Consider the following 16,488-nt stretch of genomic DNA (forward strand, 5'->3'; position numbering starts at 1 on the left):
TACTCCAACGCAACGATACTGAATGGAGAGTGGATGCGTTGGGTTACCAGAGTCTGAACAATGTCTGTCGAGTCACAAGTTTCACGGCGAGGTGACGCAATCTCACGTGTTCACGCGGCTACCTCACTCGGCTAGCTCACTTGCCGTAGCCCTATTTGGCGTAGCCTTATTTGGCATAGCCCTGGGAACGGAGCCAGGCGATCTTGCGGTCGCCGTTGATCCAGTCGTCGGCATCTGCCTTGCTGGTGAAGCCGGTAATCTGGCGCTGCTCGTGGTCGGGGTAATCAGCCAGGATTTTCCACTCGTTGTCTGCAATCCGGGCGGTTCTGAAGGTCACTTTTATTTTTGCCATGCAGCATTATGCAGGAGATGGTCCGAAAAGAGAACCCTTGATTGCGGTCATCGCGAGGAACGGTCTCGACCGATCCTCGGTCCGAGCCTGTGAGCATGACGCGGCGAGGCGGGCGCGCTTGATCGCGTGCTGCCGCGCATGCCCGTGTGTCTCGGGAGACCTGGTCGCGCGCGAGCGCGGATGCGTCCGCGGGTTGGCAGAACTCTCTAGGGATGCTGTGGAATTCGATTTGCCGTTGCCACAGCCAGCACTCTCCGGCGGAAACATGACGGAACTCAGGTCGAACTGCTGCTTGCGTTTTCGGCCTCAATGGGTTCTAAGCCCGGCTGCTTCGTGGCCGACAGGCATGAACTGACGCGCAGCCCGCGTAGTTTTACCGCTTCCCGGACCAAGCACCGTCGCCGCTCGCGCGCATCCAATTCAGAGGAAATCCAGACATGGCGAAGATGACCAAGACCCAATTGATCGATGCAATTGCGGAAGGCACGCAGCTTGCGAAGAACGACGTGAAGTCGGTCATCGAATACATGGCGACGGTTGGCTACAAGGAGCTCAACGAGTCCGGTGAGTTCGTCATTCCCGGTTTCGTGAAGATGTCGGTCGTCAACAAGCCTGCGACCGAAGCCCGCATGGGCGTCAATCCCTTCACCAAGGAGCCGATGCAGTTTGCTGCGAAGCCGGCGAGCAAATCGGTCAAGGCCTCGCCGCTGAAGGTGGCCAAGGACTCGGTCTGATCCACGGCGATCGCGCACCGTCTGCGTGAGCCTTGAGCGCGCGGACCGCCGGCGTGATGCCGATAAAAGGGGAAAACCCCGCCTTGGGGGGAGCGGGGTTTTCTGATGGGGGTGAAGCCTGGGGAAAGCTTCCTTTATGAGACGCGCCAGCACTGAAAAAGTTCATCGCGCAAAGAGAGATCGTGCTCGCCCGTCCCCGCAAGTCATCGTCCGATCTCCAAGAAGAAAAACCCCGCGCTTGCGCACGGGGCTCTCTCGCTAACGGCGTTGGGATTTCAGCGCCTGGCCGTCAGCCATCTCAAACTCGAGATCGTGCTTCACTTAAGGTTGAAGATCCAAAAAGCAACCGCGCCGCGGTGACGGACTATGTTCGTCCTTCGCGGCGCTGCCATGTGACCGGGCGCTGAAATCCCTGGCGTCCATGGGTCTCCGGCGCGGCGAAAATGTTCAGCGCGACATGCCCGTGAAATTTTGCGTGAGGGCTGGACTTTTTGTTCTCATTTTGTTCTAGTGAGTCACCCGCCTTGGAGGTGACTCATGACCGTCGAGAAACAGCGCGAAGTGATCCGGCTCTGGAACCAGCTCAGGAAGCTCGAGGGCCCGGCCGCGGAAGAGCTCCGCATCCAGATCCTGGAATGCTTCTCGGAGAAGGGCAACAAGCGCGCGGCCTGAGCGTACGCGGCTGAAGACGTGACGGCGCTTCATCGATTGTTAGGAATCGCATCGCGCCGATTTTCGCGACTCCGATTCGTTCTTCGGGAACGAAATGGAGTCGTTTGCAGAACAAGCTGCGCGTGCTCGTCCGTGCCGCAAGCGCCGCCGTCGCGAGCGCCGTCCGCAACGGTGATGTGACCCGCGCATCGGTTGGCGCGACGCAAACCGATTGTTAGGAGTTACCTGGTTCCGATTTCGTCGATTCCGATTCGTTCTCCGGGAACGAAATGGCGGCGAAGCCTGAACAAAGCCGGTCACCGAAGGACGAGAGGCTGCCGGCTCGACGCTCCCCGCGCGCCGCGCTATCGTTGCAGGCCACGGCGGGCGCTGCCATGAAGAACGGGCTCTACTCCATCCACATCCACATGCTCGACGGCGTGAAGGGCCGCGACAGCGGCGTATTGATCCTGCGCGATGGCGTGCTGCTCGGCGGCGGACCCTACTTCTGGTCGCGCGGCTCCTACACAGTCGGCAACGGCACCTGGAAGGGTGAGCTTGCCACCAACCAGCATTCGCCGTTCGCCGATCCGCTTGTCAGGCCGCTGTTCGCCGGCGCCGAGGCGACCAGCGGCTTCTCCGGCACGTTCAGCGAGGAGGGGGCCGAAGTGTACGGCACCGTGCTGGTCGCGGGCCATCGCAGCCTCGGATTTCGCGCGTCGCTGAAGTGGCTGGCCGAGGCCTGAGACGCTCCGCTGTCTACTAACGAAAGCTTGCAGCGATCGCGATAACCCTATTCGGTTAGGTTAAAAGCCCAATCGCGTTGCGCTTGCCGCGCCTTGGGATAGGAGTCCGGCAAAGACAACAAGAAACCGATTTTTGCCAATGACCCCATTTCTAGAACCGTCGTTTTATCAGGGCGACCGCCAGACCTATCGCCGTGTCGCTGTCGTCGGCACGCTGTTCTGTCTCGCCTTCGTGGTGATCAGCTTTTCGCTGCGGCCCGAGGTCGACGACACGCGCGCCGCGGTCAAGGCCGACCGGCTGGTGCGCACGGCAGGACAGCCGCCGCACGCGAACTAGCGCTTGCTGCCATAGACCTCATCGTCGGCGGACTCCTGCCGGCGTGCGGCGCCGCGGGTCGCAAGCGCCACGAACCCGGCATAGCCGGACAGGTTGAGCAATACTTCGAGCCAGGCAGGCATGACGCGCCTCTCCTCTTGCGGGAAGACTACCTCAACGTGTGCGCGGCGCGCTTGTTCCCGAGTTCCGATTCCGCCGAGGGCGAATCCTTGAGGAACTTGGCAATGGCGCGGGCGAGCTCGTCGCAATGCCGCGCGTTGGATTTGGGAACAAGCCTGCGAATACGGGTCAGCAATGCAGATAAAAACCCCGCCAGCACCGCGGAGATGCTGACGGGGTCGTCGTGCTGTCGCCTCGACCCGGATGGCGGAGGCTTCCGCACTTGCAGGTCCAATCCGCGCGTCCCGAAATTGTTCCTCTTCACACGAGACTTTTCTGCGCGGCGCGGTTCCACCGAAGACGAACCATCCCCGATGGTCCGCGTTGTCTCCGCGAGATGCGAAGGAGGAGATCATGAAGAAGACACTCGCAGTCCTCGCCACCGTCGCAGCCGTCGGCGTGACCGCTGTCGCGGCCCCTGCGCCTGCCGAGGCGCGCCACATTGGCCCGGGCCTGGCGTTCGGCTTGGCCGCCGGTGCGATCACCGCAGGCGCCATCGCCGCGTCGCATCCGTATGGCTATGACTATTACGGTCCGGGCTATGGCTACTATGGTGGCCCGGCCTACGTCTACGGCCCCGGCCCGTACGCCTATTATGGTGGACCGTACTACCGATACCACCGTTACTACCGTCACTGGTAACGGCCGCAGAATCGAAAAGCCCGGAGCGGTGCTCCGGGCTTTTTCGTAGGCGCAGGGTCTTGTTTCGTGTGCGTCCTTTCGCGACGTCTTACGGCCAGAGTGAGGGCCGTTCCACCTTGCGGGCGTTCTCGAGCGTCGAGACGAAATACTCCTCGCGCTCGCGCTTGAATTTTTCCTGCGTGGCACGGAAAGCGGCGACACGGGCGGCGATCTCTTCGCGTTCGCGGATCTTGCGTTGTTCTTCTTCGGTCATGTCAAATCCCCCACTACACCTGAGTATATGTGCACTGCTGAACTCAAGCACTGCCGCCGCAATCACGTTGAGTCGCGTCAACACATGCATTGGCGCTTCTGATTGGGGCGTCAATGGGGAGGAGGCATTGCAGGATTGTGATAAGCGAAGGCCGGAAAAAATTGCCGCCCTATCGCCGCCCGCGACTTGCGCGGCGGTGGATAACAGCGTCAACAATCTTGTCGCTTGCAGATGTTGCAGCTGGCGCGACGGCAAATCAGGAGGCGGCGAGTGATTGCATCGGACCTTCAGAGCGGTGTCGAACGGCTCGGCGACATGATCGCGAACGCTGGGATCATCGTGCCGTTCACCGGCGCCGGCATCTCGACCGAATGCGGCATCCCCGACTTCCGTTCGCCGGGTGGAATTTGGACCCGCAACCGTCCGATCCCGTTCGACGAGTTTGTCGCCAGCCAGGAGGCGCGCGATGAATCCTGGCGCCGGCGTTTTGCGATGGAGGAGGTGTTCGCCGCAGCGAAACCCGGCCGCGGCCATCGCGCGCTCGCCTCGCTGCATCGCGCCGGCAAGATTCCCGCGGTCATCACCCAGAACATCGACAATCTGCACCAGGCCTCGGGCTTCGCCGCCGATCGCGTGATTGAACTTCACGGCAATACCACTTACGCGCGCTGCATCGGATGTGGGCAGGACTATCAGCTCGATTGGGTGAAGCGCCGCTTCGACCAGGACGGCGCCGCGCCCAACTGCACCGCATGCGACGAGCCGGTCAAAACCGCAACGATCTCATTCGGTCAGGCCATGCCCGAGGATGAAATGCAGCGCGCGACCGAGCTGTCGCAGGCCTGCGATCTCTTTCTCGCGATCGGTTCCTCGCTCGTGGTGTGGCCGGCGGCGGGCTTTCCGATGATGGCGAAGAACGCAGGTGCACGTTTGGTGATCATCAATCGCGAGCCGACGGGGCAGGACGACATCGCCGACCTCGTCATCCATCACGACATCGGCGAAGCACTCGGGCCCTTTGTCGGGAATTGAGGCATCAGTTTGATTCGCGCCTGTGCAAGCTGTTCATAGGTTCCGGCGAATCTCTTTTTTGTCTATGCCTCGCAACCGGGAGTGTTATCTTTTGATTCGAAAGATTCGCGTCGCGTCGATTGAGAAGATTCTCTGAAGGTTCTCTAGAGACGCGTGATTCGACGCCGCCATTGAGGCGGGTTGCATGGCATGTGTGGGGTCCGGGGTTATGGGGTCGTCGGACGGATTTGAGTCCAAGAAGCTGGGAGCTCCCGCGCCGGGCGAGCACGGCGCCGGTCGCGATAGCGCGCTCAGTCCCTTCACCGGGTTGGGTGAGAGCAGCGCCAACCTCGTCGAGGTCCACGGCGTCATCAAATGGTTCGATGCCTCAAAGGGCTACGGCTTCATCGTGCCCGACAATGGATGGCCCGACGTGCTCCTGCACGTGACCGTGCTCAGGCGCGACGGCTTCCAGACCGCGTACGAGGGCGCCCGCATCGTCGTCGAGTGCATCCAGCGCGCCAAGGGCTATCAGGCCTTCCGCGTCGTCTCGATGGACGAGTCGACCGCCATCCATCCCGCGCAGATGCTGCCGCCCCGCACCCACGTCACGGTGACCGCGACCAGCGGGCTCGAGCGGGCCCAGGTCAAATGGTTCAACCGGCTGCGCGGCTTCGGCTTCCTGACCTGCGGCGAGGGCACCCCCGACATCTTCGTGCACATGGAGACGCTGCGCCGCTTCGGCATGACCGAGCTGCGGCCGGGCCAGTATGTGCTGGTCCGCTTTGGGCCGGGCTCCAAGGGCATGATGGCCGCCGAGATCCATCCCGAGACCGGATCGCCGGGTCTCCAGTCGCACTAGCTGGCGGCTTCCCGTTTTCGTATTCGTGAGCAGAAGCGCGCGGCCCCGGGGTCGGGCGCTTCTGGCTTTTGTCATGATCGCCGCGTAAGGATGCCGCAGTCCCGCGCCGTCAGGCCCAATCCCTCGCCGTCAGCCCCATGAGTCCATTTCCATGAGCTTTGATCGAAAGGCCGCCCGGTCCGTTGCCCGGGGCTGGCTTGCCGCCGTCCTCGTCGTTGCCGGCTTTGCCGTCGCAATCGGGTCCGTTCGCGCGGCCAGCTTCCAGCCGCTCGAGATCGTCACCAAGAACGGCGTGCAGGTGTTCTCGGTCGAGATGGCGACCACGGACGAGGAGAAGCAGACCGGGCTGATGTACCGCAAGGAATTGGCCGACGGCAAAGGTATGCTGTTCGACTTCAACCCCGAGCAGGAAGTCTCGATGTGGATGAAGAACACCTATGTCTCGCTCGACATGATCTTCATTCGCGCCGACGGGCGCATCCTGCGCATCGCCGAGAATACCGAGCCGCTCTCGACCAGGATCATTTCGTCGAGAGGTCCCGCCCGGGCCGTCCTCGAGGTGGTGGCGGGAACAGCGCAGAAATACGGCATCCGTCCCGGCGATCGCGTCGGCCACCCCTTGTTCGGCAGCAAATAGATCCGCAAATTGAGCAAAGGGGCGCGGTTTCGGCGGTTTGGGACGCTTGCTGGAGCTTCGTAAGCTTGCTGGCGCTTGGGGAAGCGTGTATCGACGGGGCTCGCCGGACATTCGGGGTATAGCGCAGCCTGGTAGCGCGGCAGTTTTGGGTACTGCAGGTCGTTGGTTCGAATCCAGCTGCCCCGACCAGTCCCGACGTTGAATTTCCTACACTGTTCCCAAGTGATTCTGACGTGATTCTGACAGGCGGTTCGTGCCTCGTTCCGTCATCGCCGGCCTGCGGCGCGGCCGTTCCCGCTGACCAGTCCCGTCAACAGCGTCACCGTCCACCAACTCAGGAATACGATTCACACCGCGACTGTGGGCGTGGCGTCTGGCGTGATCCCGTCGGAGTCGTTCGGACCTAGAACAGCAGCCAGTCCGCCAGGCGCCAGGCCAGCCAGCCCAGTGCGCAGATCCAGCCCACCATAGCGATCGTCGCGATTCCGAGCCCGCACAGTGCTAACGGCGACGTCGGGGGCTCTTCTGCCTCGGACAGTTTCTCGGTCGTATCAACCTGGCTCACGGCATCCCCTTGGCCAACGGCCTGCTGTTCATTGGTCTCTGTTCGCTCGCGAAAATTCACCGGCCGCGCTCCAACTCACACGGACGTGAGACGGGATAACTGTCCATTCATGGCGGGCGGGAGCCGATTGCGGGCTGATCGCGGGCCAACCGGACAGAGGGAAGAACCTGCAACTCGTGGCACGCCGATTGGTTGCTGCATGGGAAGCGGAGATAGGGCAGCGTCGCCGCTTTTTTCACGCCTGCTGCGCCTGCTTCGCGGCGGGGCCAAAAAGCGCGGTCAAGCGCGACGCCGAACGCATGGCGCTTATTGTTCGAAGGCCGCCGTCTCTGCGCGATTTTTGCTGGAACTAATACAGCCTAGCCGGCGCAGAATTACCTGGGCTTTATCGAACCTTTGGCCGTCGCCACGGACATATCAGAGTTGGGGATTTCAGCGCCCAATGCCTAACGGACGCCGCCGAGCGATGATATTCCGCTTGCGCGGCGTTGCGCTTTTGAGGGCTCAGCCCGAAGCGTACCAGCCCACCGGAAACGGGATCAGCGGCCAGACCCGACAATTGTCGTTGGCAGCCCTCGCCGACTTCTCGTGGGGCGGCCTGGCGATCGGTGTCGGGGGCGATAAAACCATCGTCAGATGCAAATGTGCAAACTGCAAATTCATGATCATCGACCTGCGCAGTCAGTCGTTTGAAAAAATGGAGCTTGAAAATCAACCGGACGCGCGCTTCGGAAACGGCGCACGCATTCTCAAATCGCGCATGCATCTTAGGAAAGATAGGCAGGCGTTTCAACCGGCAAGGCGGCGGTCTGCCGGCAAGTAAGGTTGATCGGTTAGGTTAAGCACGGGCCGTCGTTGCGGCCGCTTTGACGACTGCTATCAAGCTGGTCCCGGCACGCGACGACGCCGCATCAACGGCTCACACGAGATCACATTCGTCGCGGCGTTTCGTTTCGCGCGAGTTGTCCGCCATGACTTTCGATCTCACCTCCAAAACACCCCGCCAACGGTCGAGCTGGACCGAGATCTGGCACCTCTGGACCGTGATCGTGCCGCGCCGCTCGATCAACGGGCAGCTCGTCTACGGCAAGGTCTGGCGCCGTCACGACGGCCGCGACTGGATCTACAAGAAGTTCACCGAGTACGACGGCGAGGCGGCGGCCTGAGGCTTCCGCCGCCACGGGTCTCAGGCGGCCTTTTCAAGCAGGCTTGTTTTCAAGCAGCTTTGGACGCCGGAGCGGCCGCGGGTTTCGCCGGCGGCGGCTTCAGCGGCTTGTCCTGCCGCTTCGACCAGGAGATGTAATAGGCGACCGTCGTCATGATCGCGATGCCCGCGATGGAGACGAAGAGCTGCGCAAACAGCGAGCCCGAGCTCATCGACAGCTCGAAATGGCCGACGAAGGACAGGAACACGCCGACGCAGAATACGGCGAGCGATTGCTGGCCGCAGACGATCACCGGATCGAAGACCTTCCACTCCAGGCCCGGCCAGTCCTTCGGCACGAAGCGGATCACCAGGATCACGATCACGACGAAGTGGATGAAGCGGTAAGGCGCGAGGTTGGTCTTGTCGTTCGGATTGAACGCCGAGAACAGCCATTCCGGGAGCATGCCGCCGAGGGTGGGGAAGCGGCCGGCCATGGTCATGACCAGCGCGAACAGGAGATAGCCGAGGCAGAGCCACAGCGTGATCGGCGAGTTGATCAGCGTCATCGAGCGCCGCGCACCGCCCATCGCGCACCAGGCGCCGAACACGAACAGCACCTGCCAGCAATAGGGGTTGAAGTACCACTGGCCGGCCGGGTAGGCGTTCAGGTTCAGGCCGAAATGGCGCGCGGACAGCCACAGGATGATGGACAGCGCCATCGTCAGATCGGGCTTGCGCAGCATGAACCACAGCACCGGCGGAAACAGGCCCATCAGCACGATGTAGAGCGGCAGCACGTCGAGATTGAGCGGCTTGAAGCGCAGGAACAGGCCCTGGCGCAGCGTCTCGGTGGCATTGTCGACGAGGCCTGCGACGTTGAACTCGTTGATCATCTCGGAATCGCCGAAGCGCAGCGCCAGATAGCTGATCGAGGCGATGTAGATCACGAACAGGATGATGTGGGCGACATAGAGCTGCCAGACCCGCTTGGTGAGGCGGGTGGCGCCGACGATGAAGCCGCGCTCCAGCATCATGCGGGCATAGACGAACGAGGCCGTATAGCCGGAGATGAAGACGAACAGGTCGGCCGCGTCGGAGAAGCCGTAATTACGCGTCGTGATCCAGTTCACGACGTTGTCGGGGATGTGGTCGAGGAAGATCGCCCAGTTGGCGACACCGCGAAACAGGTCGAGCCTGAGGTCACGGCCCTTCTCGGGGAGCGTGGCGTTGATGTTCAGGAAGGCCATGCGACGGGAGCTCTCGAAGGGGACGGTTTCGCTGAGGTCGGCGAGGCGGGACCGCCGGGCATGATTCCCGGGCGGACGGCGGGTACGCAATTGTCACAGTGCAGCATAATGACTATACCCCGGTGAGGGACCCGGGGGCCCGGAATCACCGATCAGTTCCCGAAAGGTGTCTCTATACTATGCCCGCGGTTTCCACCAATCGCTACCGTGACGCATCAAAATCGAACGAAAAGACCGAGAGGCCGGACCGCCAATGACCGCACGCATTTTCAAGCCCGCCAAGAACGCGATGCAATCCGGCCGGTCCAAGACCAAGGAATGGCAGCTCGATTACGAGCCGGAGCAGCCCCGCGCGGTCGAGCCGCTGATGGGCTGGACCTCGTCCGGTGACATGAAGCAGCAGATCACGCTGCGCTTCCACACCAAGGACGAGGCGGTCGCCTATTGCGAGCGCAAGGGCATCGCCTACCAGGTGATCGAGCCGAAGGAATCGCTGCACCGCCAGGTCGCGTATGCCGACAACTTCTCCTTCCGCCGCGGTGAGCCCTGGACGCACTGAGGGGCGTCGCTTCGGCCGTCCTCTGCGGGGAGCCCTTGGCACCCATTCCGCCGCGTGCTTCGCTGGTCCACGTGACGGGACCATGACGAGGTGGGGGATGGCGGGGCGTGACCAGCTCGACGGCGTCGATCTGAAGATCTTATCCGAGCTGCAGCAGGACGGGCGGGTTCGCAACAACGAGCTGGCGCTGCGCGTCGGCGTGTCCGCGCCGAACTGCCTGCGGCGGCTCAAATCGCTGTTCAGCCGCGGCGTGATCCGTGCGGTGCGCGCCGTCATCGACGAGCGATTGCTCGGCTATGAGGTGGTGTCGTTCGTCTCGATCCAGCTCGGCAGCCAGGCTCAGCCGGTGCTGGAGGCGTTCGAGGGATCGATCGCCGTGATCCCGCGCATCCAGCAGTGCTGGCGGATTTCCGGCGACACCGACTATCTCCTGAGATGCGTCGCGCCGAGCGTCGAGAGCATGCGCCAGCAGCTCCTGCATTTCGCAGCGATGCCCAACGTGAAGAATGTGCGCAGCTTTCCGGTGCTGGGCGTCGCGAAGGACGTGCCGCTGCCGGTGCAGGAGATCGCGGCTGCGGCGCCGGCAGGATAGCGGCCGCGCGAGACTCAACGATATCTGTCGCGAAACTCGCGCGGGCTGGCGCCGGTCCAGCTGCGGAAGGCCCGCGAAAAACTCTTTTCGTTGCGGAAGCCGGCGAGTTCCGCAATCCGCTTGATCGGCGTGCGGCCGCGCATCAGCTCCTGCTTGGCAAGCTCGAGCTTTGCTTCCTCCTTGAGGTCGCGGAGCGAGGTGGCTTCCTCGCGCAGCCGACGATGCATGGTGCGGGTAGAGAGCGCAAGCTCGCTGGCGACATCCTCCGCGCCGAGAATGCGTCCGCGCGCCTCGCGGAGCACCCGTCGGACACGCTCCACCAGCAAACGATCGCGGCGATAGGGTAGCACGGTCAGCCGCAACGCGCCCTTGAGCATGCTGTCGAGGTCTGCCGCGCTGCGGGTCAGCGGCAGCGAGAGATAATGCTTGTCGAAGACGATGCGGGCACCGTCTGCGTCGAAGCGGATGTGCTTGCAGAAGATGGTCGGATAGACCGAGACGTGTCCGGGCTCGGCATAGGGAAATTCCGCCGCGCGGAGTGCGATTGCTGAATCCACCGCCCAGCAGGAGAAGCCGAGCACATAGCGGAGCAGGGTGACGAGGCAGAACTCGCGCAGGGGCCCGAGATCGTGCTTCTCGCGAATGGAAATGATTGCGGTCTCGCCGCTGACCGCAAGCTCGAACAGCACGTCTTCCGTCAGCAGGCGATGATGCCGGCACCAGCGTTTCAGCGCGACCTCGAGATTGGGCGCGGTGATCGAGGCACGGCACAGCATCCCGTAAGTGCCGAAAGGCAGCCTGCGCGAGAACCAGCCGAGCGCCTCGTCATCGAGCTCGCGCATGGCGTGACCCGCCAGCGCCTCAAACTGCGCCGCGGTGACACGCCCGTCGGCAGATCCAACGAGGTCGGACAGAACTTGCCCCTTGCTCAATGCCTCGGCCGGATCTCGCCCATAACGGGCATAGGCCGCGACCACGCTGCGGACGAAGGCGGCGGGCGTCATGGCGCGACGGGGCGTGGCGGTTGCGGCCTGAAAGGGCATCGATAGTCCTTTGGAAAACCCTCGCCAAACTTGGCGGAAAATGCAACCTTTTCGACCGCCACGGCGCCCGGGCGGGGGTAGGTTCGGGGCCGACAAGAAATTCGCAGGGAACTGGAGGAATCGCCTTGAACATCCCGAGCATCGACTTCGATCTGGGCGAAGACATCGGCATGCTGCGCGACACCGTGCGCGCCTTTGTCGAGGCTGAGGTGGCGCCGCGCGCGGCGGAGGTCGAGAAGGCCAATTTGTTCCCGGCCGATCTCTGGAAGCGTTTTGGTGACCTCGGCCTGCTCGGCATGACCGCGCCGGAGCAATATGGCGGCTCCAACATGGGCTACCTCGCCCATATCGTCGCCATGGAGGAGATTTCGCGCGGCTCGGCCGCAATCGGGCTGTCCTACGGCGCCCACTCCAACCTCTGCGTCAACCAGATCCGCCGCAACGGCAACGACGCGCAGCGGCAGCGCTATCTGCCGAAGCTGATCTCCGGCGAGTATGTCGGCGCGCTCGCGATGTCCGAGCCGGGCGCCGGCTCCGACGTCGTCTCGATGAAACTGCGCGCCGACAAGCGCGGCGACCGCTATGTGCTCAACGGCTCGAAGATGTGGATCACCAATGGCGGCGATGCGGACGTGCTGGTGGTCTATGCCAAGACCGATCCGGAGGCCGGCCCGCGCGGCATGACCGCCTTCCTGATCGAGAAGGGCTTCAAGGGTTTCACCCACGGCCCGCATCTGGACAAGCTTGGCATGCGCGGCTCCAACACCTATCCCTTGTTCTTCGACGACTGCGAGGTGCCGGAGGAGAACGTGCTCGCCGGCGTGGGCGAGGGCGTCAACGTGCTGATGTCGGGCCTCGACTACGAGCGCGCGGTGCTCTCCGGCGGCCCGCTCGGAATCATGGCGGCCTGCATGGACGCGGTGGTGCCCTACATGCACGAACGAAAACAGTTCGGCCAGCCGATCGGCGATTTCCAGCTGATGCAGGGCAAGCTAGCCGACATGTATTCGACCTGGCAGGCGACGCGCGCCTACGTCTACGCCGTGGGAAAGGCCTGCGACAGCGCCAATCACGCCCGCAGCTTGCGCAAGGACGCTGCCGCCGCGATCCTCTATTCCGCGGAGAAGGCGACGTGGATGGCGGGCGAGGCGATCCAGGCGCTGGGCGGCGTCGGCTATACATCCGAGTTTCCGGTCGGCCGTCTCTGGCGCGACGCCAAGCTCTACGAGATCGGCGCCGGTACGTCCGAGGTCCGCCGCATGCTGATCGGCCGTGAGCTGATGGCGGAAACGGCTTAAACCCACCACGCAACCACGTCACCAGAAACGCGGGACCACATGCCGCTCCATTCCAGCATCGACACGTCATCGTCGGATTTTGCGCGCAATGCCGACGCCATGCGCGCGCTCGTCGCCGATTTGCGCGAGAAACTCAGCCAGGTGGCCGGCGGCGGCGGCGAGGTCTCGCGCAACCGCCACACATCGCGCGGCAAGATGCTGGCGCGCGAGCGCGTCGATCTGCTGGTCGATCCCGGGACCTCATTCCTGGAGCTGTCGCCGCTTGCGGCCCATGGCCTCTATGGCGGCGACGTGCACTCGGCGAGCGTCGTCACCGGCGTCGGGCGCATCTCGGGCCGCGAATGCGTTGTTGTCGCCAATGACGCCACCATCAAGGGCGGCACCTATTACCCCATGACCGTGAAGAAGCATCTGCGGGCGCAGGACATCGCGCGGCAGAACAATCTGCCCTGCGTCTATATGGTCGATTCCGGCGGCGCCTTCCTGCCGCTGCAGGACGAGATATTTCCCGACGAGCGCCACTTCGGCCGCATCTTCTACAACCAGGCGCAGATGTCGTCGCAGGGCATTCCGCAGATCGCGATCGTGATGGGCTCCTGCACCGCCGGCGGCGCCTACGTGCCGGCGATGTCGGACGAGAGCATCATCGTGCGCAATCAAGGCACCATCTTCCTCGGTGGCCCGCCGCTGGTGAAGGCCGCGACCGGCGAGGTGGTGACCGCGGAGGAGCTCGGCGGCGCCGACGTGCATTCGCGGCAATCCGGCGTCACCGACCATTACGCCCAGAACGATGCGCACGCGATCGGCATCGCACGGCGCATCGTCGGCACGCTGAAGCCATCGGCGCGGCCGAACCTCAACATGCACCCGCCGCGCGATCCGCTGTTCGCGGCGGAGGAGATTTACGGCGTCGTCCCCGTCGACGGCCGCAAGCCGTTCGACGTCCGCGACATCATCGCGCGCATCGTCGACGGCTCCGAGTTCGACGAGTTCAAGAAGCTCTATGGCACGACGCTGGTGTGCGGCTTTGCGCACATCTGGGGCTATCCGGTCGGCATTATTGCCAACAACGGCATCCTGTTCAGCGAGAGCTCGCTGAAGGGCGCGCATTTCATCGAGCTGTGCTGCCAGCGCGGCATTCCGCTGGTGTTCCTGCAGAACATCACCGGATTCATGGTTGGCAAGAAATACGAGGCCGGCGGCATCGCGCGCGATGGCGCCAAGCTGGTGACGGCGGTTGCGACCGCCTCGGTGCCGAAATTCACTGTGGTGATCGGCGGCTCCTACGGCGCCGGCAATTACGGCATGTGCGGCCGCGCCTACGCGCCGCGTTTCCTCTGGATGTGGCCGAATGCACGCATCTCGGTGATGGGTGGCGAGCAGGCCTCGATGGTGCTGAGCCAGGTCCGCCGTGACAATATCGAGGCCAAGGGCGATAGCTGGTCGAAGGACGAGGAAGATAAATTCCGCGAGCCGATCCGTGCGCAATATGAGAGCCAGGGCCATCCGTATTACGCGACCGCGCGTCTGTGGGACGACGGCGTGATCGACCCGGCCGACACGCGGCTGGTGCTCGGCCTCGGCCTCTCGGCGGCGTCGAATGCGCCGATCGAGCCGACGAAATTCGGCCTGTTCAGGATGTGATGCGATGGACCGCTCAAAGCTCTACCGCCGTTTTCGCACGCTCCTGATCGCCAATCGCGGTGAGATCGCCTGCCGTGTCATCCACACCGCGCGTGCCATGGGCCTGCGCACCGTCGCGGTCTATTCCGAGGCCGACCGCGACGCGATGCATGTCGCGCTCGCGGACGAGGCCGTGCTGCTGGGGCCTGCACGGGCTCGCGACAGCTATCTCAATGCGGAGCGGTTGATCGAGGCCGCACGGAAAACCGGCGCGGAGGCCGTGCATCCCGGCTACGGTTTCCTATCGGAAAATGCCGAATTCGCGCGGGCCTGTTTCGATGCAGGCCTGGTGTTTGTCGGCCCGACCGCCGGGATGATGACGGCGATGGGCTCAAAATCCGGCTCGAAAGCGCTGATGGAAAAGGCCGGCGTGCCGCTGGTCCCCGGCTATCACGGCGAGGCCCAGGACGATGCGACGTTGTCGAAGGCCGCGGACAAGATCGGCTTTCCCATCCTGGTGAAGGCCTCCGCCGGCGGCGGTGGCCGCGGCATGCGCATCGTCCGCTCGGCGGCCGAGCTTGCGCCCGCGATCGTCAGCGCCAAGCGTGAGGCCAAGGCCGCGTTCGGCGACGACCGCATGCTGATCGAGAAGTATGTCGACAATCCGAGGCATATCGAGGTGCAGATCATCGGCGACAGCCAGGGCAATCTGCTGTCGCTATTCGAGCGCGAATGCACCTTGCAGCGCCGTCACCAGAAGGTGATCGAGGAGGCACCGTCGCCGACGCTCAATCCCGCCCAGCGCGAGACCGTTTGCGCTGCTGCACGAAAAGCAGCGGGCGCGGTGAATTATGTCGGCGCCGGCACCATCGAGTTCGTCTCCGACGGCAAGGACGTGTTCTTCATCGAGATGAACACGCGCCTTCAGGTCGAGCATCCCGTGACCGAGCTGATCACCGGGATCGACCTCGTCGAATGGCAGCTGCGCGTTGCCTTCGGTGAGGCGCTGCCGATGAAGCAGGACGAGATCAAGCTCAACGGCCACGCCGTCGAAGCGCGTGTCTATGCCGAGAATCCGACCAAGAACTTCATGCCCTCGGTCGGAAAGCTCTCGACCTGGCGGCTGCCCGAGGAGACCGGCGGATTGCGCATCGACGCCGGCTATCGCGAGGGCGATACGGTCTCGCCGTACTATGACGCCATGCTGGCAAAGATGATCGCCTGGGCGCCGACGCGCGACGTTGCGATCGACCGGCTCAACCGCGGGCTGGAAGACTCCGACGTCCGCGGCATCGTCACCAACATTCCGTTCCTGTCCGCGCTGATCACGCACCCGAAGGTGCGGACGAATGCGATCGACACCGGCTTCATCGAGCGCGAGCTGGCAGCCCTGACCTCAACGGCGCCGGCGCCCGGTGAGCTCGAGCTGTGTGCCGCAGCCGCCGCGATCGTCAATGACGAGCGGCAGGCCGCGCAAGGGGAGGCGAATTCACCCTGGCAGACCTTTGGCTGGATGCCGGTCGGCCGCCGTCAGCGCAGCTTTGCGTTCCGCGTCGGCCACGGGCCCGAGCAGGAGATCAGCCTGAACTACGGCAGCGGGCCGTCGACGCTGCTGATCGGCGAGCGCGAGCTGGCGTTCACGGTTGCGCCGAAGGAGGGCGGCTTCGACCTGACGCTCGACGGTATGAAATCCTCCGTCGCCGCCGTGATCGACGGCCATGAGCTGTATTTGCGCACGCGCAACGGCCGCTTCGACCTGCACTGGGTCGATCCGTTCGGCGGCGAGACCGAGGAGCAGGCCGGCGCGGACAAGATCGCGGCGCCCTTGCCGGGTACCGTCGTCGCCGTGCTGGCCGAGGAGGGGGCGAAGCTCGAGAAGGGCGCGCCGATCCTGACACTGGAAGTCATGAAAATGGAGCAGACGCTGCGCGCGCCCTATGCCGGCGTGCTGAAGTCGATCAAGTGCAAGGTCGGCGATATCGTGCAGGAGGGCGTCGAGCTCGCCGTGGTCGAGGCTTCCGGGGAATGAC

General features: G+C 63.6%; 22 protein-coding genes and 1 tRNA gene. 16 read left to right on the forward strand and 7 right to left on the reverse strand.

Annotated features, from left to right (window positions below; genetic code table 11):
- Window positions 1-166 precede the first annotated feature (166 nt).
- Window positions 167-352, reverse strand: coding sequence for a hypothetical protein (locus ABID59_RS06385; RefSeq protein ID WP_148753900.1), 186 nt, complete (start codon window positions 350-352; stop codon window positions 167-169).
- Between the two features lie 437 nt (window positions 353-789).
- Here ABID59_RS06385 and ABID59_RS06390 point away from each other — a divergent pair, with 437 nt between their 5' ends.
- The 4 genes from ABID59_RS06390 to ABID59_RS06405 all read left to right on the forward strand — a co-directional run bounded on the left by ABID59_RS06390 (window position 790) and on the right by ABID59_RS06405 (window position 2,820).
- Complete coding sequence (locus ABID59_RS06390; RefSeq protein WP_027531020.1) at window positions 790-1,086, forward strand: HU family DNA-binding protein; 297 nt, start codon at window positions 790-792, stop codon at window positions 1,084-1,086.
- Between the two features lie 537 nt (window positions 1,087-1,623).
- Window positions 1,624-1,758, forward strand: coding sequence for a hypothetical protein (locus ABID59_RS06395; RefSeq protein WP_354082803.1), 135 nt, complete (start codon window positions 1,624-1,626; stop codon window positions 1,756-1,758).
- Between the two features lie 374 nt (window positions 1,759-2,132).
- A complete protein-coding gene (locus ABID59_RS06400) occupies window positions 2,133-2,483 on the forward strand; it encodes a GrlR family regulatory protein (RefSeq protein ID WP_148753939.1) in 351 nt (116 codons plus the stop codon).
- Between the two features lie 139 nt (window positions 2,484-2,622).
- Window positions 2,623-2,820, forward strand: coding sequence for a hypothetical protein (locus tag ABID59_RS06405; RefSeq protein ID WP_354082804.1), 198 nt, complete (start codon window positions 2,623-2,625; stop codon window positions 2,818-2,820).
- Here ABID59_RS06405 and ABID59_RS06410 read toward each other — a convergent pair.
- Together ABID59_RS06410 and ABID59_RS06415 are read right to left on the reverse strand one after the other, a co-directional pair.
- Window positions 2,817-2,942 (reverse strand): hypothetical protein, encoded by a 126-nt coding sequence (locus tag ABID59_RS06410; protein ID WP_354082805.1) that lies wholly within the window; start codon window positions 2,940-2,942, stop codon window positions 2,817-2,819. The two genes, ABID59_RS06405 and ABID59_RS06410, sit on opposite strands and share 4 nt — an antisense overlap.
- Window positions 2,943-2,968: 26 nt before the next feature.
- On the reverse strand, window positions 2,969-3,214 hold the full coding sequence (locus ABID59_RS06415; RefSeq protein WP_354082806.1) for a hypothetical protein: 246 nt from the start codon (window positions 3,212-3,214) through the stop codon (window positions 2,969-2,971).
- A 119-nt stretch (window positions 3,215-3,333) separates the two neighbouring features.
- On the opposite strand from ABID59_RS06415, the gene ABID59_RS06420 reads away from it, so the two are divergent.
- The gene (locus ABID59_RS06420; protein WP_148753902.1) at window positions 3,334-3,621 is read left to right on the forward strand and encodes a hypothetical protein; all 288 of its coding nucleotides are present in this window, start codon (window positions 3,334-3,336) and stop codon (window positions 3,619-3,621) included.
- 88 nt (window positions 3,622-3,709) lie between these two features.
- Here the strand turns inward: ABID59_RS06420 and ABID59_RS06425 are convergent, their stop codons facing one another.
- The gene (locus ABID59_RS06425; protein ID WP_354082807.1) at window positions 3,710-3,874 is read right to left on the reverse strand and encodes a hypothetical protein; all 165 of its coding nucleotides are present in this window, start codon (window positions 3,872-3,874) and stop codon (window positions 3,710-3,712) included.
- A 270-nt stretch (window positions 3,875-4,144) separates the two neighbouring features.
- Here ABID59_RS06425 and ABID59_RS06430 point away from each other — a divergent pair, with 270 nt between their 5' ends.
- From ABID59_RS06430 to ABID59_RS06445, 4 genes are all read left to right on the forward strand, one after another.
- Window positions 4,145-4,906 (forward strand): SIR2 family NAD-dependent protein deacylase, encoded by a 762-nt coding sequence (locus tag ABID59_RS06430; protein ID WP_354082809.1) that lies wholly within the window; start codon window positions 4,145-4,147, stop codon window positions 4,904-4,906.
- Between the two features lie 208 nt (window positions 4,907-5,114).
- Window positions 5,115-5,747: a cold-shock protein gene (locus ABID59_RS06435; protein WP_354082810.1), complete on the forward strand. Its 633-nt coding sequence runs from the start codon at window positions 5,115-5,117 to the stop codon at window positions 5,745-5,747.
- 151 nt (window positions 5,748-5,898) lie between these two features.
- The gene (locus ABID59_RS06440) at window positions 5,899-6,384 is read left to right on the forward strand and encodes a DUF192 domain-containing protein (protein WP_354036869.1); all 486 of its coding nucleotides are present in this window, start codon (window positions 5,899-5,901) and stop codon (window positions 6,382-6,384) included.
- Window positions 6,385-6,496: 112 nt separating this feature from the next.
- Window positions 6,497-6,573: transfer RNA gene (locus ABID59_RS06445), tRNA-Pro, on the forward strand.
- A gap of 214 nt (window positions 6,574-6,787) precedes the next feature.
- Here ABID59_RS06445 and ABID59_RS06450 read toward each other — a convergent pair.
- Window positions 6,788-7,009 (reverse strand): RNA-binding protein, encoded by a 222-nt coding sequence (locus ABID59_RS06450; RefSeq protein WP_354082811.1) that lies wholly within the window; start codon window positions 7,007-7,009, stop codon window positions 6,788-6,790.
- 382 nt (window positions 7,010-7,391) lie between these two features.
- Here ABID59_RS06450 and ABID59_RS06455 point away from each other — a divergent pair, with 382 nt between their 5' ends.
- Window positions 7,392-7,772, forward strand: a complete 381-nt coding sequence (locus tag ABID59_RS06455) for a hypothetical protein (RefSeq protein ID WP_354082812.1) — start codon at window positions 7,392-7,394, stop codon at window positions 7,770-7,772.
- Between the two features lie 148 nt (window positions 7,773-7,920).
- Window positions 7,921-8,115, forward strand: a complete 195-nt coding sequence (locus tag ABID59_RS06460; RefSeq protein WP_148753906.1) for a hypothetical protein — start codon at window positions 7,921-7,923, stop codon at window positions 8,113-8,115.
- Window positions 8,116-8,164: 49 nt separating this feature from the next.
- Here the strand turns inward: ABID59_RS06460 and ABID59_RS06465 are convergent, their stop codons facing one another.
- A complete protein-coding gene (locus ABID59_RS06465) occupies window positions 8,165-9,343 on the reverse strand; it encodes an OpgC domain-containing protein (RefSeq protein ID WP_354082813.1) in 1,179 nt (392 codons plus the stop codon).
- Window positions 9,344-9,596: 253 nt separating this feature from the next.
- Here ABID59_RS06465 and ABID59_RS06470 point away from each other — a divergent pair, with 253 nt between their 5' ends.
- Together ABID59_RS06470 and ABID59_RS06475 are read left to right on the forward strand one after the other, a co-directional pair.
- Complete coding sequence (locus tag ABID59_RS06470) at window positions 9,597-9,902, forward strand: ETC complex I subunit (RefSeq protein WP_057754809.1); 306 nt, start codon at window positions 9,597-9,599, stop codon at window positions 9,900-9,902.
- Between the two features lie 97 nt (window positions 9,903-9,999).
- A complete protein-coding gene (locus ABID59_RS06475) occupies window positions 10,000-10,494 on the forward strand; it encodes an Lrp/AsnC family transcriptional regulator (RefSeq protein ID WP_354082814.1) in 495 nt (164 codons plus the stop codon).
- A gap of 14 nt (window positions 10,495-10,508) precedes the next feature.
- Here the strand turns inward: ABID59_RS06475 and ABID59_RS06480 are convergent, their stop codons facing one another.
- Entirely contained in the window at window positions 10,509-11,537 is a 1,029-nt protein-coding gene (locus tag ABID59_RS06480; RefSeq protein ID WP_354082815.1) for an AraC family transcriptional regulator, read from the reverse strand.
- Window positions 11,538-11,707: 170 nt separating this feature from the next.
- On the opposite strand from ABID59_RS06480, the gene ABID59_RS06485 reads away from it, so the two are divergent.
- From ABID59_RS06485 to ABID59_RS06495, 3 genes are read left to right on the forward strand one after another with little or no spacing between them, the layout of a single operon-like run.
- Window positions 11,708-12,835, forward strand: coding sequence for an isovaleryl-CoA dehydrogenase (locus ABID59_RS06485; RefSeq protein WP_502916781.1), 1,128 nt, complete (start codon window positions 11,708-11,710; stop codon window positions 12,833-12,835).
- Window positions 12,836-12,874: 39 nt separating this feature from the next.
- Complete coding sequence (locus ABID59_RS06490) at window positions 12,875-14,479, forward strand: carboxyl transferase domain-containing protein (RefSeq protein ID WP_354082817.1); 1,605 nt, start codon at window positions 12,875-12,877, stop codon at window positions 14,477-14,479.
- 4 nt (window positions 14,480-14,483) lie between these two features.
- A complete protein-coding gene (locus ABID59_RS06495; RefSeq protein ID WP_354082818.1) occupies window positions 14,484-16,487 on the forward strand; it encodes an acetyl-CoA carboxylase biotin carboxylase subunit in 2,004 nt (667 codons plus the stop codon).
- Window position 16,488: the final 1 nt, after the last annotated feature.

The sequence above is a fragment of the Bradyrhizobium sp. S3.3.6 genome (assembly GCF_040546905.1).
Classification (GTDB): domain Bacteria; phylum Pseudomonadota; class Alphaproteobacteria; order Rhizobiales; family Xanthobacteraceae; genus Bradyrhizobium; species Bradyrhizobium cytisi.